This is a genomic window from Clostridium thailandense (genome assembly GCF_019207025.1).
In the GTDB taxonomy this organism is placed as follows: domain Bacteria; phylum Bacillota; class Clostridia; order Clostridiales; family Clostridiaceae; genus Clostridium_AM; species Clostridium_AM thailandense.
Map to the genome: position 1 here is coordinate 23482 of NZ_JAEEGC010000008.1, position 23838 is coordinate 47319.

The window sequence follows — 23838 nt, forward strand, 5'->3', positions numbered from 1 at the left end:
TTTCTTGTATTCACCAATATAAATTGTAAAAATTATAAATTTTCACCATTTTTTATACTTATTCATCAATTCAACTTTTAATATTAATATATTTTTTGTTGAATCATTAATATTTTTTCAGTTTTACTAAAAAAAATTAAGTATATTTGTATATAATCTTATGTAATTTATGTTGATTTTATAAAGTCAAAAAAATAAAAATTAATATATTTATTGCATAAATATATTAATTGGTGTAATAAATTTCAAAAAAAAGATCTAGTAGCTTATTTCACTACTAGATCCTAAAAATTATTGAAATTGAGTTTTACACTCTAAATAATTCCATTATTTGTTCCTGACTTAAATCTACAAGTCCGCTGCCTTTTGAAAAATCATCTCCCATAAGTTGTGATATAAGCTTTTTCTTTTCCTCTTGGAGAGAAATAATCTTTTCTTCAATAGTACCTTTAGCTATAATTTTTATAACCTGCACTACATTTTTTTGTCCTATTCTATGTGCTCTATCGGTTGCCTGTTCTTCTACTGATGGATTCCACCAAGGATCAAAATGAATTACTACATCTGCAGAGGTTAGATTTAATCCCGTACCTCCAGCCTTTAAACTTATCAAAAATACCGAAGTTTCTCCATCATTAAAGCTTTTAACTGTTTTCATTCTTTTATCTGAAGTCATCGTGCCGTCTAAATAACTAAAACTTATTCCATCCGCAGATATCCTTTTCCCAATATTTTTAAGAACAGATGTAAATTGAGAAAAAACTAATACTCTATGACTTTCTTCTATAGTTTTATTAAGCAGCTCAGCTAATGCTTCTAATTTCCCACTACTTCCACTATAGTCTTTCATTAATATAGAAGGATCTAAACATATCTGCCTTAGCTTAGTTATATAAGCTAGTATTTCTATTTTACTATTTTGAAATTCATAGTCTTTTACCCTTTTTTGAATAAGCTCCACAGCATAGTTTGCATAAGCTTTATAAATTTTCTTTTGCTCATCTTCCAAGTCAACTACTAGTGTTTTTTCTATTTTATCCGGTAATTCTTTTATAACCTCTCTTTTTTTTCTTCTAAGTATAAAAGGCTTTATAAGTCTATTTAAATCTTCCAGTACCTCTGGACTCTCTCTAAGCTTTTTATGATATCTTACACTAAATCTTTTTTCATCATATAAATATCCCGGCATTATAAAATCAAATATAGACCAAAGTTCCATAAGTGAGTTTTCAATTGGGGTTCCTGATAACGCAAATCTATTTTTTGCCTTTATTTCCTTTACTGCTATTGCATTTTGAGAATTATAGTTTTTTATGTTTTGAGCCTCATCTAATATACAATAATCAAATTCAAGATTTCTATAACTCTCTAAGTCTCTTTTTAATAAATTATAAGTTGTAATTATCACATCATAACTTTCTATATTTTTAATTATTTCTTCTCTGTCTTCCTTTAATCCATTAACAACCTTTACCTTTACAGAAGGCGCAAACTTTTCAAATTCACTTAACCAATTGTACACTAATGAAGTAGGCGCTACAATTAAGGATTTGCTCGACTTATTAGATAATATGAATGCAATAGTTTGAAGCGTTTTACCAAGTCCCATTTCATCCCCTAAGATTCCACCAAATCCTAAATAATCTAAAGTTTTAAACCAGTTGAATCCTAGTTTTTGATATTCCCTCAAAATTCCTTTTAAATCTAATGGCACTTCAAACTTTAATTTTTTAGCATTTTTAAGTTTATCTCTTATTTCTTTTAATTCTTTATTCCCTTTTATATATCTAATATTACTTTCCTCTAAATAATCAGCAATAAAAGCAGCTCTATTTTTAGATATTTCAATATGATTATTATCTATATCCTTTGAAGAAACTATATCTAAAAGCTTTAAAAAACGTTTAAGCTCTAGCTGCTCTAAATCAAGATACTCTCCGTTTTTTAATTTATAATATTTAAGATTGTCTCTAAATGCTCTTAATATATGAGCTGTCTCCTGTGGATTGATGCCTGCTATTGTAAAGTCTAATTCAAAATAATTATATTTACCAGCTTTAATATCTCCACTTATCCCCTTTGTTCCTATGTACTTGATTCCTTTAAAATTTTCTGAATAATATACTTCTCCTAGTTCCTGAAACTTAAATATCTCACTTTTAAAGAACCTAAATATGTATTCTTCTCCCATCACAAGGTAATACTTACCTTCTATTTCTTCAAAGCCTAAATTTCTTATAGTGACCTTAACTTCTGTTTCCTTTTTTGAATTTCTATATATAACTTTTTCTTTACAATCTTCAAAGATATTAAATTCATAAGCTCCATATTGCACCTTCACAGTTAATGTAACATTATTTTCTTCCTTATCAAAATAAAAATTAAACTTACACTCTTCCATTACTATTTTATCTTTTATAGGCTTAGATAAAGTAACATTTGGTGATAGCTCATTAAGATCCGGAACTAGTCTCTTCAAAATAGTTTTTTCCTCTGAACTTGGAATTACTACTACTTTTGATTCATTAAAAACTCTAAGGTATGGACTTATCTTATAACAAAATTCATAGTCTGGAAGATATATAGTTGTACCGTATAAAAAAACATCATTTTTGGATCCTAAAACTTCTGGCATTCCCCCTGGCGATTTAAGCACATATTCATCCTTAATTAATTTCAAATCGAACTCTACTGCTGGAGAATCAAATAGTATCTCCGTTTCAAAATTTCTGCAAAAAAAACCTTCATTTAAGTAGACCCTATGTCTTCTTACAACCTGAAAGAACTCTCTAACTAAATAATTAGGAATATTTATATATTTTCCATCTATAATTTTAAATCCATTTCTATTAACATAATTTTGGTTCTTTTCTATTTCTTTTAAAGTCTCAATAAAATCAATAAGTCTCTTATCCTTTGTAGTTAACCTTTGATTTCTCATATCAAAGATAAAATTTTTACCATAGTTTATAGGAACATTATTATACATTCCTACCAAAAATTGATTAATATCCTTCAAAACATAGAGATTACTAGAACTTGTAGTATTAAGCCCTATTCTAAATTCAGCCATTAGATTATGATTCCAATCGTTTTTATCTATGTAAATTTCTATCTTTATCTGTTCTTTATCATTTTCATCCTCTAGAAGTGTGAATAAAAGATTATTTTTATATTCTTTCTTGTCATTATAATTCTCTTCATTCAAAAGAGGATGTTTCGCAAGATCCCCCACCGCCTTGTAGAAAGTTGCTACTAGATGCTTGCAACAATAATTTCTCTTATTAAATTCATTTTTCTCATAATCTCCACAACTACAATAGGTAGAAAATATACTTTTCTTGCTTGTGTCTAGTTCGATTTTCGCACTATATTCATTAAAAAGATTTTCTGAAATCACATTACTGCTTATGCAAATCAAGTTATCTTCACTAGTAATATCTAATGAAGAAATTAAATCATTATTAAATACTCTTTGTCCTTTTAACTGATTTTTCCCGCTGGTTTCTTCATTAAATATTTGAAGTAACATATCTTCTTTCAACATATTCTCACCTTTAGTAAATTTAATTTTCAATCTTTTTATTATAACATAAATTATAAGCTTAAATGTAGGCCAATTTTATAAAATGACCGAAGGAGCTGTTGCACTATAATATGCAACAGCTCCTTCTATTCAAAAGAAAAAGAGCAATAACTTCTCTAAATATATAAGATTATAAACATAATTTCTAAATCATTCTTATAATTTTTAAATTACTTTCCTTAGATAAATCAATATATTCAGATTCAACACTAACAATAGGCTTAGTAATTGCATGTGGAGGCACATATAGAATCTCTCCTGTTCTACCATTGTTTAACATAACCCTTGAACCTACATAGCAGGCTGCCAAGTTTCCTAAAAAAGTACTCATTATATGTATATCAAAACACTCTATATTTTCCTTTTGAAGTATTTCAAAAGCTATAAAAGGCGTTTCTCTATGCCTATAAATCCTCTCTGAAGTAATTGCATCATAAGCATCTGCAATACCAATTATCTTAGAATATAAACTTAATTCATCTCCATCTTTTCCCATAGGGTATCCTGATTTATTCATTCTTTCATGATGTAACAAAATTGCCTCTTTTACTTCATCTGAAATAATATGTATTCTCTTTACCATGTTATATCCATATATAGTATGTCTCTTTATTTCTTCAACTTCTTGAACATCTAATTTTCCCTTTTTATTTAAAATTTCAGTTGGTATTTTTGCTTTTCCTATATCATGAAGCAGTCCAGCCTGCACTATTTTATTTATCTCACTTTTTGTTAGACACAGCCACTTGCCTAGTAGCATTCCATAAAAAGATACATTTATACTATGGCTATATAGATGTTGATCTGCTGTTCTTAGCTCACTAAGACACTTAATAATATGGTATTCATCATTTATAGCATTATAAATTGAATTTGATATTTTATCTATTTTTTGTACATTTACTGGTTTTCCTCTAGATAAATCATTTATAACTTCATTAATCTCCATAACATTTTGTTTGTAATCTTTCTTTAGTTTCAAAAGATTATTATCTATTAATTTAGGTGTTTCTTCATCAGCATTTCCATATATCCAAATATAATTTATATCAAATGCAATAAGTTTATTTTTAATATAATTGTTTATAACTGTATTTTCTACAGCAATAGTCGCACCATATTTGCTTACTACCTTTTGTGCAACTATGTCTCCTAATTTGCACTCTGAAACTAATATGCATATTTTCCCCATGCTTATCTCCTCAAAAATACAAAAATTATTATTTTTCAACTTTTTTTATATAATTATAACACTAAACAATTTTTTTTTCATGCATAAATTAATCATTAATAAATAGCTATAAAAAGACACATCTAAAACTTTTGATAAGCTTTGATGTGTCTCTAATTGCAAACTATTTGTGTTTTTTAAATGCAAATCCATGTAGATACTTCATGCTTTTTCCTTGTGAAAGGCCAATATGCCACTGATTCTTTTTATTCATTGCTGAATAAAATACTTTATAAACACCATTAACCTTTACAAAAGAGGATCTATAGATCTGTTTATTATCCCATGAGTTATCATTTTGAGTTGGTATCAAAACAGTAGTCAAGTTATTAAAATTCAACCCATCTTCTGATGTTCCCCACATTAATACCCTATTATTCAATGCTGCTTCTTTCAGTTTAAATGCAGAAACTAAAATTTCATAACTCAAATCTGTCTTGATTAGATCCAGGTGCCATGGAACATATGAATCAGTTAAGTTTAGTTTAACTTCTTTCGGAGAAGTCCAGTGCTTACCATCTCCACTTTGTATATACATACATTTTAATTCTTCACTTACATACCACATTTTATATTTATTATCTTCAAAAATAACTGTAGGACTTAAACATTCTTTTACTCCATAAAATGAGACCATTTTTTCCGGCTCCGACCACTTAACTCCATCTTTTGAAGTTACTCTCATTATCCTATCTTCATTATTATAGTAAGTAGCCCTGTACCATAATTCTAAAGTTTTGTTTCCTTGGTTAAATAGTATATGTGGATCACTTAGATGACAATCACTTTGATTTAATCCTGACACCACTGGATTTACTAGTCCATATGGTGTAAACCATTCATGCCCCGTTTGTGATACAAGTATAGAAGGATTTTCATATTTATCATCTCCATTAGGATAAGGAGTAAATACCATCCAGTACTTCCAACCTGACCATTGGTCAGGGAAGTACAAGACTTTAGGATGACACCCTTGATTACTTCCATCATAGCTTACGGTATCTAAATAGTCCTTAGCATTTATGCTATTATAATCACCAAGTATTCCAAGTCTTTTACTTGACAATACATTCTCCCCGCCAATAATTATGACATTATTTATATTAAAACTATTCGATTCTAAAAAGTTCTTCGAGTATGTTTCACCAGGCGCTCCCATCAAAACAAGTGGTGATGAACTACTTTGTGCTACCACAGCTGCAGCTATTGCTGCAGTTGAGTCTTCAATACTTTCTCCTGGAACAATAAATGTACTACTCTGATTTAATTCATCACTAAAATAATTTATTATATCAATATTAGTTGCATATCTATCTTCTCCAAATAGCCTATAAGGATTAGGTAAGCCATTTAGTATGTCATTACTAATAACCTCCTTTCCTCCAACTATATATGATTCTTTTATTTTATTACTCTTTATATATTTCATAGCTGATGTAGTTAATTGTTCTTTGTCTGTAAATATTATAGGTGCTTCATTTTTACCTGCAATCGATGCTATAGATAAAGCATCTGGAAAATCATTTCCATTTACTATAAACACCTTATCAGATTTACCAATAATTAATGCAATATTTGTAGATATACTAAATTTATCTTTTCCTTGAATACGGTATACGCTGTTAGCTATTTTCAATAGTTCATCCTCTGTTTCTTGAGAAATAACATCCTTGTCACCAATTATATAAATCTTTTTAGCTTTAAGTCTTATAATTTCTTCCTTAGTATTTTGATTTAAAGTATTTTTTTCAGTGAACAAAATAGGGCAGTTTAACTTTGAAGCTAATGGCACTGCACTAATGGCACAAAAAAAATCTTCAGATGAAGCAATTACTACATTTTCTGAAGTATCTTTCCATTTATATTTAGAAATCAAATTTGCAGTTTCAATTCTATTAGACCCTTCTATTCGTTGTATGCTTGTTTTGCTAGCATTCATATCTTCTGCTAAAACTTTTGTATTCAAAAAAATAATGCTTAATATAAACATACTAGCAAAAATTATTTTGTAGTTTAATAATTTAAGTACTCTCATTTTAAGTTACCTCCTGAAAATTTTGCCAATTTATTATCGAAGTTTATTTTAAAAGCTTTAGGTAAACGTAAAATAATTTTAAGATATTAAACTATAATTTTTATTAAGGACATATAAATACTCCCTCACAAAATCTTGAGAGGGAGCATATGAAAAAAGTTATTTTAATTTTTTAATTGACCTTAGATTCTTTTAAAATGTCATTGTATTTTACCAATGTTTCCATCATCTTTTTCTTTACATATCCTAAAACATCTTCTTTGACTTCAGATATATTCTTATCATCAAACAATATTTCAATACAATCACTGATATTTTTAACGGAGTATATATGAAATTTTCCATCTTCTACCGCATCTAATACTTCTTCCTTCAATACAAGATCCTCTACATTGGTGTCAGGAATTATTACTCCATGTGTCCCATCAAGGCCATATAACGAACATATATCAAAGAGTCCTTCTATTTTATCGTTAACTCCACCAATCGGTTGTATTTCACCCTTTTGATTTACGGAACCAGTTATTGCCATGCTCTGTTTTATTGGAATTCCTGATAAACTTGACAATAATGCGAGAAGTTCAGCTGCAGATGCACTATCCCCTTCAATGCCTGAATAAAGTTGTTCAAATACAATATTAGCATTAAATGATATTGGTATGTCCCTTCCTACAAGTTCACCTACAAAACCAGCTAATATCATTACACCTTTACTATGAATACTTCCACTCATATCCGCTTCTCTTTCGATGTTAATTATTCCATCTCTTCCAGCAAAAGTAGAAATAGTTATTCTATGCTGCTGCCCAATTGTACAATCTCCATAATCTATAACAGAAAGTCCATTTATTTGTCCAATCTTTACTCCTTTTAAATCAACTATATATTTTTTCTTTCTATACATATCTAACACCTTATTTCTAATAAGTCCATGCATAGAATTTTGTTCCTTTAAGGCTTCTGAAATATGCTTAGCTTTAATCAGCTCACTATTATCCTTTTTAGCATAATAATTTGCAATATCAACTATCTTAAATATGTCGCCCATAGAGGCAGAAAAATAGCTTTTATTTTCTGCAAGTCTGGAAGAAAATTGCAATAATTTTACAATTCCTTCTCTGTTTACATGCCTAATTTTATTTTTATTTATATAACAGCCTATTGAACCTATAAGGTTAGTGGTATTATCTTTATCTCTTTCTATTTCAGTATCAAACTCCGCTTTAACCTTAAATATTTTTTCAAATTCCAAATCATTTTTTTGAAGAAGAGAATATATATAATGTCCTCCAATTAATATTACTTTTATTTTTAAAGGTATTTCTTCTGGATTCAAGGTTGATATAGGTAGTACATCTATATTATATTTCGAATTGTTAATGGTTATATTTTCCAAATTAATACATTTTTTCAACAACTCCCATGAGGATAGTTGGTTTAGTAATTGCTGTGCCTTAATTATAATATATCCGCCATTAGCTTTATGCAAGTACCCTGGTTTTATTAATGTAAAGTCAGTTATAAGATTTCCCATTCTATTCTCGTATTCAATATTACCAAACATCTGTCCTTGTGCTGAGGAATCAGCAAATATAACAGGAGCACCTGAATTTTCACTATTATTTACTAAGACATTAATGTCATATCTTCTAAAAACTGCCAATTTTATGTTCTTAGCCTCTTTTTCATTATCATCTTCTTCAAAAAAGTATGATATATTTTCAATTATATCCTTTTTTACAGCTTCTAAATATGCAACAACTTTTGAATTAGAACCATAATCTTCTATCAGCTCTTCAATCTTTGACGATATGATGGTTTCAGCAATTTTATCGTCAAGGTGCTTTAACTCTAACTCTAGCTTCTTTTCAAGTTGTCTACTCTGCTTAAATATATCTGAAGATATATTTCTAAGCTCATTTACATAAATCTCCATATTCTTTTTTTCATCTTCACTTAAATTTTCAAATTCCTCTTCTGTTAAATCCTTGTCGTCTTTTCGTGCGATAAACATGAATTCTCCAGTAGGTGTTTTCTTCACGCTAAACCCTCTTTTTTTGGCCTCAACATTCAGTTCTCTAGACAGTCCTAAAATAAGTTTCTCATATTCACCTATTATTCTGTTTTTTTCCATCTCATAGTTCTCTGAACTAAAGTATACAGGTACTTCTTTTGCAATATACTTCACTAATAAATTCATCTTTTCTTTAAACTTACTTGCCTTACCTGTTTCAAGAGAAATTGCTATTGGGTTATTAGGATTTTCAAAATTGTAAACATAGCACCAATCTTCAGGTGTAGGCATTTTCTTTGCGTATTCTTCTATTTTTCTTACAATATAACCAGTTTTGCCTGTACCAGTTTTACCAGATATAAATATGTTATATCCTTTGCTCTCCATGTTTAATCCCAGCTCTATAGATTCCACAGCCCTCTTCTGACCTATCACCATATCATAGCATCCCACATTCTCCGTGGTATCAAACTCTGGTATTTCCTTTGTTCCTAATTCTAAATCCTTTCGTTTTAACTCTATATACTCTCTCATAGATTACCTCCAGAAACTTATTTTTTGTACAAATAAATTGATGTTTTAAGTATTGAAATATCTATTCTTTACTATATATATTTCAATATTTATTTTTAAATTCCTGCAATTTCTTTTGATATTTTCGAAATTGTAACAATTTTCTTATTTTCTTATAAAAAGATGTCCATAACTCACTTTATTTACCACTTTTTTAATTCTACAGACAAATATACAGATATTTTCTTTTATTCACATAAAATTTTTAATAACGACTAAACTAATATTATAATTTTCAATATGAAAGGGTGTTTGATTTGAAAAAAAAATTAAATTTGCTTATATTCAGTGGAGATTATGACAAGGCCATTGCCGCCTTAGTTATAGCTAATTCTGCAAGAGAACTTGGAGTGGACGTAACAATATTTTTAGGTTTTTGGGGAATTCTTTTAGTTAGAGATCCAAAAGCTGATGCTCCAGACGATAAGAGCCTTTATGAAAAAATGTTCGCATTTATGACTCCTAAGGGAATTGAAGATTTACCACTATCTAAAATGAATTTTAGTGGTTTTGGCAAAGAAATGTTAAAAGCTATGATGAAGGATGATGAAGCTCCTACCGTTACTGCTTTTCTAAAGGGTGCAATAAAGAAAGGTGTCAAATTCTATGGATGTAAACTTTCAGTTGAAATTATGGGCTTTAAGAAAGAAGAACTTCTTCCAGAGGTTGAAATAATTGAAGCGAAGGATTATTTAAAAGATGCTCTCGATTCAGATATGCAATTATTTATTTAAATTTTAGGGTCTGTTGCACTTATAGATACCAGCAACAGACCCTAATTAGATTTAAGTAATTAATTATATTCTATTTATTCTTAGTTGATAATAAAATTTTTTTAATGCTATAATAAACTATAAATAGTTAATAATTTTAAATATAATGGAGGCATCAACCTATGGAAGAAAAAAAAAATAAAACAAAGGTTTTAAGACCTAAGTTTGATAATGACTTAGAGATCATGGAACTTTCTAAAGAGGATCTAGAAGATGAAGCTATATTTTCTTTTGGAAAAATTAGTAATTGTTCTTTAGAAGATCATGAAGCAGACAAAATAACTTTCAAGCAAGTAATATTTGAAAATGCTATTTTTGATAAAATAGTTTTTAGAAACATTGAACTATTAGATGTAAGATTTCAAAATTGTGATTTATCGAATATAGATTTTAGCGAGGCTTCACTACATAGAGTGGAATTTGTAAATTGTAAAGTTATTGGCATAAATTTAAGTGAGGCTACTTTGAGAAATGTAATTTTTGAAAATTGCAATGGTCAGTATGCCTTTTTTAACTACTCCAATTGCAAACAAGTTGCATTCCTTCAATGTCAATTACGTTCATCAGATTTTCAGAATTCAGTGTTTTCAAAAGTTGAATTTCAAGAATCTAGCTTACTCCAATCTCAAATGAACTTTACAAGCCTTAAAGGAATAGATTTTACCAGTTGTGATATTGAAGGCATGAGTGCAAATATAGCTGATGTTAACGGTGCCATAGTTTCTGCTATGCAAGCAGTTTCCCTTTCAGTCTTACTCGGTCTCGTTATTAAATAGATCAGTTTTTAAAATTTTAAGTCCCCCTACTTTCTATACTTTATTAATATTGCTACAATATTTTTTATATATTTTTAATATAGAATTTTCTTTGTTATAATCATGACAAGAAGTTAAATATATTTAAAAACAGTCCTTCAAAGTATTATTTTAAAGGGGAGACTATTCATGGATAACAGCTTAATTTTTCTATGTATCGCTTGTTTTTTTTCAGCTTTTGTAGATTCTATTTCTGGTGGCGGAGGCATAATAAGCTTACCAGCTTTTTTGTTAGCAGGTATTCCACCTCATATAACATTAGGCACAAATAAATTTACCTCTTGTTGCTCAACTTTTTCTAGTTCAATTAAATTTGCTCAATCTGGAAAGGTAGATTATGATATATTAAAATATTTAATTCCTTTTAGTTTTATTGGTGCTATTTTAGGCGTAACTACTGTGCTTAGCATAAAATCAACTTACCTTAATGTTATAGTACTTGTACTGCTATTATTCGTCGGCTTATATAGCTTGTTTTCTAAAAACATAGGAATTGAGGACAAGTTTCAAGGCATTTCGAGAAAAAATATATCCATGGGAATTGTTATGGCTCTAGGTCTGGGGTTTTATGATGGCTTCTTAGGCGCTGGAGTTGGTGCTTTTTTAATCTTTGGGCTTGTAAACATATACAAATTTAATTTTGTAAGAGCAGGTGGAAACTGCAAAGTAATGAACTTTATTGGAAATATTGCAGCTGTTATTATGTTTGCACTAAGAGGTGAGATTAACTATAAGATAGGTATACCAGTTGCAATATTTATGATGATAGGCGCACGTATAGGGGCTAAAGTTGCTTTAAGAAAGGGAGCTAAAATTATAAAGCCTATTTTTGTTACTATGGCCTTAGCTGTAGCAGGTAAATTATTTTATAATATAATCATTTAGAAGATGGTAATATGAGATTTCTTATTCTAAATAATAATTGATAATTATATAGTTCTGGAACATAGCTATTAATACAAAAAGTCTGTGTAAGGTCAACACAGACTTTTTATATGCTAATTATACTGTATTTATGATCTTAGCAAATAATATTAATAGGATCTCCATTGATAAATGCTTCTACGTTTTCAGCCAAGAGATTTATAAGTCTTTGTCTTGACTCAAGACATCTCCAGCCTATATGTGGAGTAAGAATAACATTTTTCATATTGAAAAGTGGATTATTCAGTTCTGGAGGTTCTGGATCTTGAACGTCAAGTGCTGCTCCAGCGATTTTTTTGTTTTTCAAAGCCTCAATTAAATCAGTTTCCTTTATTATTGCTCCTCTTGAAGTATTTATTATGAAAGCTGAAGGTTTCATAAGTTCTAGTTTCGACTTGTCAATAAGGTATTTCGTCTCAGAAGTAAGCGGACAATTTATGGTAACAAACTCACTTTCTTTAAGAAGTTCTTCAAGACTTACAAACTTAATTTTTGGTTCTCCTAACTCTTTAAAAGTTCTGCTATATACAACTATGTTCATTCCTAAAGCTGCAGCTGCTTTCATAACTTGCTGACCAATAGCCCCTGCGCCAATAATTCCAAGAGTTTTATTTTGTACTTCAAAGTGAGGTACTTGAAGGTATTTAGTAAAGTTATCATAGTTTTTATCTTCAATCATCCTCTGTTGAGCTGATAACGATGAACTTAAACTTAATATAAATGTCATCACCAACTGCGCAACTGCCTCAGTACTATAACCTGGAACATTACACACAGATATGTTTCTTTCTTTTGCCGCCGCAATATCAATATTGTTATAACCTGTACCAGCTTCACAAATCAATTTGACACAAGACGGAAATTGTTCAATTAAATCTCTACCAATTGTTAATTCCTTTGTAATTACTATGTTTTGATCTTTTACTCTTTCTAGAATTTCTTCGTTACTACTATCTTCATACTTACTAACTTTACCTAACTTATCCAAGTATGAAAAATCAAGTTTGTTATCAAAATTTATTCTGCTCGAATTAAGAAATACAATATTATTCATTTTTCCCTCCATTTATTTCAAATGTTATCTTAGTAATGTAGCTAATTAGTATTATACCGTATTAATCTATAAAAAGCCTAGTACAAAACTTCATCTTTTTTATTCCCAATCAGCTGAATTTTCTAGTGCAATTTCAATTAACTTGCTCATAGCTAGATATATATGTTTATTTTTATGTATTATAATATCATATATTTCGATTGTTTATTTCAGTTATTTCAATTTTACTGATGTTAAATACAGAGTTATACTTAAGAAAAGCAAAATAGAAATATATAAGGAGATGTTTTAATTATGAAAAAAGTATTACTACTTCTTGCTAATGGTTTTGAGGCTGTGGAAGCAAGTGTTTTTACAGATGTTATAGGATGGAATAAATCAGATGGTGATGGTACTACAGAATTAATAACTGTTGGAATGAGAAAAGAATTAAAGTGTACCTTTAACTTTACAATAACTCCTGAGATGCAAATCAATGAAGTCAACGTTGATGAATTTGATGCTCTTGCAATACCAGGTGGTTTCGAAGAGGCTGGATTTTATGAAGATGCTTATAATGAGATTTTTTTAAACTTAATAAAAGAATTTGATAGATCAGGAAAAATAATAGCTTCTATTTGTGTTGGTGCATTACCCATTGGTAAAAGTGGAGTACTAACTAATAGAAATGCTACAACCTATAATTTATCCAATGGCCAAAGACAAAAACAACTAGCTGAATTTGGAGCTAATGTTATTTGTGACAAACCTATTGTTATTGACAAAAATATAATTACCTCTTACAATCCCTCAACGGCTTTCGCTGTGGCTTTCAAACTTTTAGAACTATTAACTTCTCCAGAAAACTGTACCAAAGTTAAAAATCTAATGGGATTTTAATTCCCTATACTTACCAGAATAATAATTTCAATTTTGCACATTCTATTTTTGTAAAGATTATATCATTTGATTCGTGTCCCCTAATAATATTTGCTGTCAATAAACAGTTAAAAATGTTGTTATGATATTGATAGAATTGATATAATCTTTATGCCAGAGGTTTTTTTACCTCTGGCTTTTTATTTACCACATTTATCCTTGTATTAAATTGCTTTAAAATACGTAAAATAACTTTAAATACATTCTGAGGTGATTTATTTGAGTTTTTTTAGTTTTTTTAGTTCATATAACTTTCATCACCACCTAATATTATTTTTAATTGCTATTATATATTTAATTGCTAAATCGACAATTACTTTATGGTTGCTTTTTAGACTCTTTAAATCTAGAGTTAAACATTAGAGAAAAATAGTTATGCTTTTTAAAATTACTTAGAATAAATTTAATTTTTTATAGGTTCTTTAATGCTATTTTTCTCATATAAAAAAATATTCCCTACCAGGGAAAATATTAAAAGCATTAATACAATAATTATGAACTTTTTGTTTAAATTTATCTTAATTCCTCTCAGTAATAAACTCTATTTTCTATATTATGCATTATATATTTATAAAAGTAAATATTTTTACTAATTAGTTGAGAAAACCTTATTAAAAAATCTGATATTCTACTATTTAGCTTTTGATATTGAATAATATAAATTTTCATGATATGTTTATAAATAGACTAATAGTTCTTTACTACTTCCTATATCATTTCCTTTTTATAACATATTTTAAATTTCTACTAAACATTATATAATAACTTCTTTAGTACTATGGAGGGTTACTATGAATTATACAATCTTAGATATATTAGAAAAACTTATTAATATTGAAGAAGATGCATTAAAAATATATATTCAAATTTCTGAAACTGCACAAAATAATTCTCTAAGAATTAGTGTCGTCGCTAAAACCATTGCAAAACAAGAACAAAAGCATATTCAATACTATAAAAATTTAATGCATGCTTGGGATGACAAATTGACTGAACCTATAGATTTTTACTTATACGATAAAGCTGCTAAACTTTTATTTGAATTTATCAATAATATTCAACTTCCTCAAATTAATAGTGTTAAACAATTACTTAGGTTTGCATTAGAATTCGAAAGAAGTAATATTGGCCTTCTTTTAGATATACAAGGTCGATTATTAGAAAAAATAGATGATGTAAACAATGATATATACAAGGTTATTTCAATAATTATAAAAGAAGAACAAGAACACGAAAAAGTGTTCATGGATTTATTAGGTAATTCTCAATAATTGAGAATTACCTAATAAATCATTGTTAAAATAAGCTAAAAAACTTAATATTTGAAAATCTTCTTTTTAATGCAAAACTATACTTAATAGCAGGATAACCAAATATCACCATTATACCATTTTTATTTTTAAGTGGTATTCCATATTTTTCTTTTATCTTTTTTCCAAAAAAATTCAATACTAAATTTGGTGTCCCAAGCATACAACTTCCTAATCCCAACGATTGTGCTGTTAGTATTGCATAAGTCGCAGAAATATATGAATCAGCAGGGTCAGCATATGGGGATGAATGAAAAAGCATTGCTAATGGTGCCGAATATGTTAACCAGTTCTTTCCTTCATCATAACCATCTATAAATGTATTAACAGCAGTTACAGCAAAAGTTTTTAAAGAATCATAATTTTCTTTTCCAATGAACGGTCTATAGATCTTAAGCATCATAGGTGAAAATAACCACATATGTTTTTTTAAAACGTTAATTAGATCTAATGTGAATTCTTCAACCTTTTCATTTCCATCTAACACTAGAACCTCAACATCAGAACTTCCAAGACCATTTGGAGCAGTTGATGATGCTTCTAATATTTTTTCTATTGTCTCACGATCCACTCTTTGCTTTGTATAGTCTCTTACACTTCTACGGGATAGCATTAACGATTTTAAATTGTCGTAATCAGCTCTATTTTCAATTTCAGGTAATTTTATGACATCTTCAGGTGACATGTCTCTTCCACTCACTTTTATTGCTTTATTTGGACAAACCGCCATACACTGTCCACATGCAATACATCCAAATACTCGGTTCTGATCTATCTTAACAATTTTTTCTTCTATAAACAATGGAGCCCCCTTACATACCTTCACACAAAGTCCACAACAAGTACATTTGTCATTATCTATTTCAACTTCTGCACATTCATAGAATCTACCGGTTTTTAATGGCATAAATATTCAACTCCTTTTTTCAATTATATAGAAAGATTTACAATTCAATATCATTATTATATTATGTAAAAAAGACTTCTTTCAATTCTTTTTACTATACTATAAAAAGACTTTATTTATTATATTAAATACGTATACTCACTTATATTTGTAATGTATTACTTTAAAATGAAATGAGGTATCATTGAATGGATTTTAGCGATTATAAATTTATCGAAGAAATTGGGGACAGTGAAAAAAGCATCGTATTTAGATGTTTTTCCAAAAAAGATAACTGTAATGTTATAGTAAAAGAAATAAGGTACCCTGATTCTACAATGTTGAATGAGCTAATAAATAAATATGAACATTTAATAGACTTGAATGTTGAGGGGATTGTAAAAATATATCGAATTGAAAGAAATGAAAATTCTATTGCCATAATACTGGAGGATTTTGGTGGTGTTTCTATGAAGAAACTAAATCTTGTACACAAGCTTAATTTATTAGATTTCATAAAAATAGCCATAAAGCTGACTAAAATTCTTGATAAACTTCACACAAATAATATCATACATGGAGATATAAAGCCATCAAATATAATTGTAAATACTACTACTGATGAAGTGAAAATTACTGACTTAAGTTATTCTCAAATACTCCTTGGTGCTTCTATGGAAACAGACGTTTTACCAGGCACTCTAGCTTATATGTCTCCTGAACAAACAGGACGTATGAATAGGGCTATTGATTATCGTTCGGATTTTTATTCCTTAGGAATAACTTTTTACGAACTCCTCACTGGTCAAAGACCATTTTTAAATGAAGACATTATTGAACTTACATATTCCCATATAGCTAAGATACCAGATCCACCTGTAAATTTAGATTCAAAAATACCTATTACAATTTCTGATATAGTTATGAAATTGCTTTCTAAAAATCCTGAAGATAGATATCAAAGTTCTTATGGTATAAGATATGATTTAAAAAAGTGTCTTTCTATGCTTGAAAATGATGGGGTAATTACCAATTTCAAAACTGGACAAAAAGATTTATCTGAATGTCTTTACATACCTCAAAAAATTTATGGACGCAAGGACGAAATTGAAGAAGTTACAAAAACACTTAATCTTACCTATAATGGCAGTGTTGAAGTTGTTATCATAAGCGGAAACGCAGGTGTAGGAAAAACCAGTTTTATTCATGAAGTCTTAAAAAATGCTGCACATAAAGAAGCCTTTTTTATAGAAGGAAAATTTGATCAGCTAAAGCTTAATATACCCTATAGTGCAATAATTCAAGCTTTTACACTTCTTATAAAACAACTTCTAATCAAAAATAAAAATGAAGTTGAAGAGTGGAAAAATAAACTTTTAAAAACTTTTAGAAATAATGGGCAATATATTATTGATGTTATTCCAGAGATAGAAATCATCGTTGGCAGACAACCAAAAGCAGCAGCACTTGGTCCTGGGGAACTTAAAAATGTTTTTGAAATGATGTTTCTAGAGTTCATAAAGATTTTTGCTACAAAAGAACATCCTTTAGTTATTTTTCTTGATGATCTTCAAAATGCAGATTTGGCATCTTTAAATTTAATGGAAATGCTAATTACAGAAAATAAGCTTCAATATTTAGCTTTAATAAGCAGCTGTAGAAAAGATGAAGTTTCCGAAGGGCATCCTCTTACTAATCTCATAAAAAAAATTAACAACAATGGATTATTTGTAAAAAACATAGCTCTAAGCCCACTAGATTTCTGTGATATTAATAATATGGTTTCTGATATATTTTTCTGCGATAATGAGGTCTCAAAACCATTTTCTGAGCTTATATTTAGAAAAACTAATGGCAACGTATTTTTTGCAAAGGAATTTATTAAAAGAAATTATCAAGAACGTTCTGTATGGTTTGATACCGAGAAAGGTAAATGGCTTTGGGATAAAGAAAAGATCAATAAACTTATAATTTCAGATAATGTTATAGATCTACTGGATTATCGTCTTAATAAACTTCCCCAAAAATTACGTGATATATTAAGTATTGCTTCATATGTTGGAAGTACTTTTGATATAAATCTATTGGCCAAGATAATGAATTTATCTGATAAAGACATAATGAACTCCATATCAAAGGCTGTTTTGGAAGGTTTAATTCTTCCTATTACTAGACCTGATAATTTTAATAAGAACTGGCTCTCTAATAATCCTTCATTATTTAGATTTTATCATGATAAAATTCAAGAAGCATGTCAATTGATGATTTCATCTAAGGATATGCCTTCTACTCATTTAACTATTGGATATAGTATTTTAAATAATACCCTTCCTGAGCAAATTGAAGAAAAAATATTTGAGATTGTAACACACCTTTCTAAAGGTATTAATTTAATAACTAATTCCTGTGATAAGCTTCAATTGGCAAAGCTTATTCTAATAGCAGGAAAAAAAGCAAAAGTTTCTACAGCTTACTCACAAGCTGCAGAATTTCTTACATTGGCAACGAAACTGTTAAGTAATGATCTGTGGGAAACTGAACATAAATTGATGTTTTTAATATATAAGGAATTAACTGAATGTGAATTTCTTGCTGATAACCATAAGAAAGCTAAAGAACTAACAGATTTTATATTCACAAAGGTTAAATCAAATTTTGAATATGGTGAAATGTATATAACCTATCTTACTCTCTTTTCCGTTACTGGTAGATTTGAAGAAGGAATAAAGATAGGAAAGAAAGGAACGAAACAATTTGGAATTGATGTTGATATAACAGAGCAGCAGATGCCAATAAAAATTGAGGAAGAGTTAAAACAGATAAAAAAATCCTTGGAAATAGAAAGATTATAGATCTAATTAATTCACCAGAGATAAAAGATCCTAAAGAGGCTTTAAAAATAAGAATATTGATGTCACTCACACAATCTGCCTATTTTGGAGATCCTTTATTTTTTGCTTTAGTTATTCTTAAAATGGTTAACATATCGCTAAAGTATGGTAATTCAAAAGAAAGCTCTTATGCTTTTGCTGCCTATGCTTTGCTTTTGTGTGGAAAGCTTGAAAATTACGCAGTTGGATATGAATTTGGCAAACTGGCAATATTAATGAACAAAAAATTTAAAATAAAAGAGTTGGATTGCAAAATTTTTTTTATTACCTCTGCCTTTGTAAATATATGGTGTGACCCTCTTAATAAAAGCATATTATTAATGAAAAAAGCTTATGAAGTTGGAAAACAGTATGGTGATTTTAATTTTAGCAATTATTCCATTTCCTTTCTTCCCTATTACATGATGATATCAGGTTTGTATGAGCTTCAAGAAGTAGTCAATGTTTGTGATGAAGCTAACGATTTTTCCCTTAGACTTAAAAATTATATATATTATGAAAGAAATATGATAACCAAAACTTCTACATTAAGCCTTATGGGATTAACTGATGATAAAGCATCTCTAAATTATGATGATTATATTGAGTTTGACCACTTAAAAAAGTTAAAGGATATGGGTGCTAATACTCAAATTAACTACTATAATATAAATAAAATTAGTTTGTTGTATTTTTATGGAGAATATATTGAAGGATTAAAACTTGCTGAGGAAACTGAAAGTTTAATTGTGTATTCTCCTGGTGGAACATACCTAAATCCTCAATATTACTTATATTATTCTTTACTTATAACATCATCATATGAAAGTTTAAATAAAGATAAACAAATGCTTTTAATGAACAAATTAAAAGTTCATAGATCCATTTTCCAAAAATGGGTTGAAATTTGCCCCCAGAATTTTAATTGCAATATTTTATTAATTGATGCAGAAATTGCTCGAATCTCTAAGAATTTTCTAAAAGCAATGGATTTATACGATGAAGCTATAAGAGATTCAGAAGAAAATGGTTTTAAAGTTATTGAAGCTCTTGCTAATGAATTAGCCGCAAAATTTCATTTATCCTTCAACAGAAAAAAAATTGCTATATCCTATTTAGAAGATGCTATAGTTTTATATGAAAAATGGGGTGCTAAAGGCAAGGTAAGATACCTTATTAAATCCTATCGCTATCTCTTAGAGGAAAAAAAATCGCCATATGATTCAGGCTTAAAAACTATAATTAAGAGGTATGAAGATATTAGCACTACAAATAAAAATATAATGGATATTCTTGATGCTGCAAGTCTAATAAAAGCTTCGCAAGCAATATCTAGCGAAATGATTTTTGACAAGCTAATAGAAAAATTGATGAATATCCTAATAGAAAATGCAGGTGCACAATATGCTTTTTTAATGCTTGAAGATAAAAATGAATTATGCATACATGCAAATGTTACCTTAAATAACAATATTGAAATTATTCTAAAAAAATCTATAAATTATAAAGCAGAAGATTTACCTGAATCCATTATTAATTATGTAAGAAGGACTGAGAAAGAAATTATATTAAATGCTGTGAATGAATCAGCTTTATTTAGTGAAGATTTATATATTATTAATAATCAGCCTCAATCCATACTTTGCATACCAATAAGAGAACAAGCAAAAGTCATAGGTGTACTTTATCTTGAGAATAAAACAATAAAAAATATATTTACAGCAGAAAGACTTCAAATTTTAAAAATACTTGTATCTCAAGCTGTGGTTTCCATTAGGAATTCTTTAAATTATGAAGAGATAAAAAGTACAAAAGAAGAATATAGTAATCTCTTTGAAAATATTCAAGATGTTTTTTATCGTACAGACCTTGAAGGAAAAGTCATCCTTGCGTCACCTTCTTGTGAAAATTTATTGGGATATACAAGAGAAGAAATTATAAATAAAGATATTGAAGTTTTTTATAAATATCCTGAGCAGCGTAAAAATATGTTGAAAATACTTGAAGAAAAAAATTACGTTGAAAATTTTGAACAGCAAATAATATGTAAGGATGGCACAATTAAATGGGCATCCACTAATACCCATTATTATCGTGATAAAGAAGGTAATATTCTTGGAATAGAAGGCATGATTCGTGATGTCAATGAACAAAAAATAATGGAAGAATATAAGATTGCAAAGGAATCAGCTGAAGCTGCTACAAAAACTAAAAGTGAATTTCTAGCTAATATGAGTCATGAGATTCGCACTCCTATGAATGTCATTATAGGATTTACTAATCTAGTTCTAAAAACTGATCTTTCTGCAAAACAGTTAGATTATATAAATAAAATTAAAAGTTCTTCGAAAAACCTTCTTGGAATAATTAATGATATATTAGATTTTTCCAAAATAGAAGCAGGTAAGCTGGAATTAGAGTCAATTAATTTCAATTTAAAGGATGTAATAAGCAGTACTGTAGCTATGATACAAATGAAAGCTATTGATAAGGGATTAAGATTAATATGTGATATTTCAGAAGATATTCCCTGCTATCTCAATGGTGATCACCTCAGACTACAACAAATATTAATGAACTTGCTTAATAATTCTATTAAGTTTACTGAAACAGGGTCTATCCTTATAAAGGCCTCATTGCTTTATAGTAATGAAAAAAACTGTAAGATTAGTTTCTCTGTAAAAGATACTGGAATAGGCATTACAAAAGATCTACTTCCTAAACTATTTACACCTTTTTCACAGGCAGATACTTCCATAACCAGAAAATATGGCGGCACAGGCTTAGGATTGACCATTTGCAAAAATTTAGTTAATATGATGAATGGAGACATTGAAGTAGAAAGTGAATATGGTGTTGGAAGTATCTTTACTTTTACTTTAGAATTCAACTTAGAAACTGAAATTAAAAGTAATGACAATTTAAAGGTAGACAAGACTTTAAAAAGAATAGAATTAAAAAAACATATAAAAGCTGCAAAAGTACTGCTTGTTGAAGATGTCATATTAAATCAGAAATTTATAACCGAATTACTTCATGATACAAAGCTCATTGTTGACATAGCTAATAATGGCAAAGAAGCACTTAAAGCAATAACTGCTTCAAATTATGATATTATTTTAATGGATATTCAGATGCCAATAATGGATGGATATGAAGCAACTAGAATTATAAGGAAAGACAGTAAATTCGCACAATTACCTATAATTGCTATGACCGCCAATGCCATGGAAGGTACTAAAGAGGATTGCTTAAAAGCAGGAATGAATGACTATATTTCAAAGCCTATAGATATAGACCAATTGTTTTTGATACTTAATAGCTGGATTAAATCAGAATCAAAAGATTCATCAAAGGATATTCTTCATGCTTTAGACATATCAGATATGGATACAGCTAAGTTTTTAGCCCATACACTAAAAGGTGTGGCTTCAAATATATCAGCCTATAAAATAAATGAGTTTACTTCAAAATTACACTCATCAATAATAAATAAAAATAAACCAGAAGCTTATAGATTTTTATATGAACTTGATAAACAATTGAAATTAACAATAAACTCAATAAAAAGTCTTGAGAAAATTGAAATTAACAAATCCACTATAGATAAAACCTTTATTGATAAAGTCAAAATTGAATCTATTTTAAAGAAACTAGAAAAGCTTTTAAAAGAAGATAGCCCAGATTCTGAATTTTGTCTTGAAGATCTTAAAAATCATCTTGAAGCTTCGATGTTTTATAAAGAACTGGAAGAAATTGAGAAGTATTTAAATAGATATGACTTTGATGGAGCAATTCAGATTCTTAAAAAAATATTCAAATCCTTGAAAATATCAACAGAAGGAGTTTTTGATAATGTTTGATCAACCTGAAAAACAGAGCATTTTAATAGTAGATGACGCTATTGAAAATATAAAAATTCTTGTGGAATTGCTGCGATATGACTATTCCGTTAAAGTAGCTACTAGTGGTGAAAAGGCTCTTAAAATAGCTTTTTCAAATAATCCTCCTGATCTAATAATTCTTGATGTTGTAATGCCTAATTTAGACGGATATGAAGTATGCAAAAAATTAAAAGCTTCACCTATAACTCATAACATTCCTATTATATTTATTACTGTAAAAGATAGTGAAGAAGATGAAATTGAAGGGTTTGAACTTGGTGCAGCAGATTATATAACCAAACCTATAAGACCAGTTGTTGTAAAAGCAAGAGTTAAAACCCACGCTAAATTAAAAAAATATACTGATTTACTTCTAAATATTTCTTATTGCGATGGGTTAACCGGTATTCCTAATCGCCGTCGTTTTGATGAATACCTAAAAATGGAACTTGCTGTTGCCCTTCGTGAAAAAGTTCCGTTATCACTCATAATGCTGGATATAGACCATTTTAAATTATTTAATGATAATTATGGACATCAGCTTGGAGACTCTTGCCTTATAAAGGTTGCTCAAGAGCTTAATTCTACAATAAAAAGAAAAAACAACCTGTTTGCACGTTATGGCGGTGAAGAATTCGCTTGTATTTTACCTAATACAAATCTTAAAAATGCTATTGAGATTGCAGAGAGATTTCGTATGAAAGTTATAGAACTTAAGATTCCCCATGTACATTCATTAATTAGCGACCAAATTACTATAAGTTTAGGAGTAACTTCAATTGTCCCAGACCTTCATTCAACAGTAGAAGCTTTAATAACTGGGGCCGATAATGCACTTTATAAAGCCAAAAAAAGTGGCAGAAATATTGTATGTTTTTAAGATTATAGTTGTTACACAAGCTTAAAGAAATCCTTTTGTTATGATTTTTTAAGCTTGTGTAGCGATTTTATTACAATTTAACAAA

14 protein-coding genes are annotated in these 23838 nt (G+C 28.7%); 8 read left to right on the plus strand and 6 right to left on the minus strand.

Going from position 1 to position 23838, the window contains the following annotated elements; translation table 11 throughout:
- Positions 1-307 precede the first annotated feature (307 nt).
- The 4 genes from I6U48_RS02275 to I6U48_RS02290 form a co-directional block, all read right to left on the minus strand.
- A complete protein-coding gene (locus I6U48_RS02275; protein ID WP_218318780.1) occupies positions 308-3547 on the minus strand; it encodes a DEAD/DEAH box helicase in 3240 nt (1079 codons plus the stop codon).
- Between the two features lie 184 nt (positions 3548-3731).
- Positions 3732-4778, minus strand: a complete 1047-nt coding sequence (locus I6U48_RS02280; RefSeq protein ID WP_218318781.1) for an HD-GYP domain-containing protein — start codon at positions 4776-4778, stop codon at positions 3732-3734.
- Positions 4779-4941: 163 nt separating this feature from the next.
- A complete protein-coding gene (locus I6U48_RS02285; protein WP_218318782.1) occupies positions 4942-6852 on the minus strand; it encodes a cell wall-binding repeat-containing protein in 1911 nt (636 codons plus the stop codon).
- Between the two features lie 172 nt (positions 6853-7024).
- Positions 7025-9400, minus strand: a complete 2376-nt coding sequence (locus tag I6U48_RS02290) for a Lon protease family protein (protein ID WP_218318783.1) — start codon at positions 9398-9400, stop codon at positions 7025-7027.
- Between the two features lie 296 nt (positions 9401-9696).
- Between I6U48_RS02290 and I6U48_RS02295 the strand changes: the two genes are divergently transcribed.
- From I6U48_RS02295 to I6U48_RS02305, 3 genes are all read left to right on the plus strand, one after another.
- Complete coding sequence (locus tag I6U48_RS02295) at positions 9697-10173, plus strand: DsrE/DsrF/DrsH-like family protein (protein WP_218318784.1); 477 nt, start codon at positions 9697-9699, stop codon at positions 10171-10173.
- A gap of 161 nt (positions 10174-10334) precedes the next feature.
- A complete protein-coding gene (locus I6U48_RS02300) occupies positions 10335-10988 on the plus strand; it encodes a pentapeptide repeat-containing protein (RefSeq protein ID WP_218318785.1) in 654 nt (217 codons plus the stop codon).
- A 168-nt stretch (positions 10989-11156) separates the two neighbouring features.
- The gene (locus tag I6U48_RS02305) at positions 11157-11912 is read left to right on the plus strand and encodes a sulfite exporter TauE/SafE family protein (protein WP_218318786.1); all 756 of its coding nucleotides are present in this window, start codon (positions 11157-11159) and stop codon (positions 11910-11912) included.
- 136 nt (positions 11913-12048) lie between these two features.
- Here I6U48_RS02305 and I6U48_RS02310 read toward each other — a convergent pair whose 3' ends face one another.
- A complete protein-coding gene (locus I6U48_RS02310; protein WP_218318787.1) occupies positions 12049-13005 on the minus strand; it encodes an NAD(P)-dependent oxidoreductase in 957 nt (318 codons plus the stop codon).
- A gap of 294 nt (positions 13006-13299) precedes the next feature.
- Here I6U48_RS02310 and I6U48_RS02315 point away from each other — a divergent pair, with 294 nt between their 5' ends.
- A complete protein-coding gene (locus I6U48_RS02315; protein ID WP_218318788.1) occupies positions 13300-13884 on the plus strand; it encodes a DJ-1/PfpI family protein in 585 nt (194 codons plus the stop codon).
- Positions 13885-14714: 830 nt separating this feature from the next.
- Positions 14715-15194, plus strand: a complete 480-nt coding sequence (locus tag I6U48_RS02320) for a ferritin family protein (RefSeq protein ID WP_218318789.1) — start codon at positions 14715-14717, stop codon at positions 15192-15194.
- 25 nt (positions 15195-15219) lie between these two features.
- Here the strand turns inward: I6U48_RS02320 and I6U48_RS02325 are convergent, their stop codons facing one another.
- The gene (locus tag I6U48_RS02325) at positions 15220-16140 is read right to left on the minus strand and encodes a nitroreductase family protein (RefSeq protein WP_218318790.1); all 921 of its coding nucleotides are present in this window, start codon (positions 16138-16140) and stop codon (positions 15220-15222) included.
- A gap of 188 nt (positions 16141-16328) precedes the next feature.
- On the opposite strand from I6U48_RS02325, the gene I6U48_RS02330 reads away from it, so the two are divergent.
- Genes I6U48_RS02330 through I6U48_RS02340 form a run of 3 tightly spaced genes read left to right on the plus strand, consistent with a single transcriptional unit; the run spans position 16329 to position 23753 of the window.
- Positions 16329-18971 carry a protein kinase domain-containing protein gene (locus I6U48_RS02330; RefSeq protein WP_218318791.1) on the plus strand — a complete coding sequence of 881 codons (2643 nt, stop codon included), beginning with the start codon at positions 16329-16331 and terminating at the stop codon, positions 18969-18971.
- A gap of 59 nt (positions 18972-19030) precedes the next feature.
- Positions 19031-22852 carry an ATP-binding protein gene (locus I6U48_RS02335; protein WP_218318792.1) on the plus strand — a complete coding sequence of 1274 codons (3822 nt, stop codon included), beginning with the start codon at positions 19031-19033 and terminating at the stop codon, positions 22850-22852.
- Positions 22845-23753: a diguanylate cyclase domain-containing protein gene (locus I6U48_RS02340; protein WP_218318793.1), complete on the plus strand. Its 909-nt coding sequence runs from the start codon at positions 22845-22847 to the stop codon at positions 23751-23753. Before I6U48_RS02335 ends, I6U48_RS02340 begins: the two co-directional genes overlap by 8 nt.
- The last annotated feature ends 85 nt before the right edge of the window (positions 23754-23838 follow it).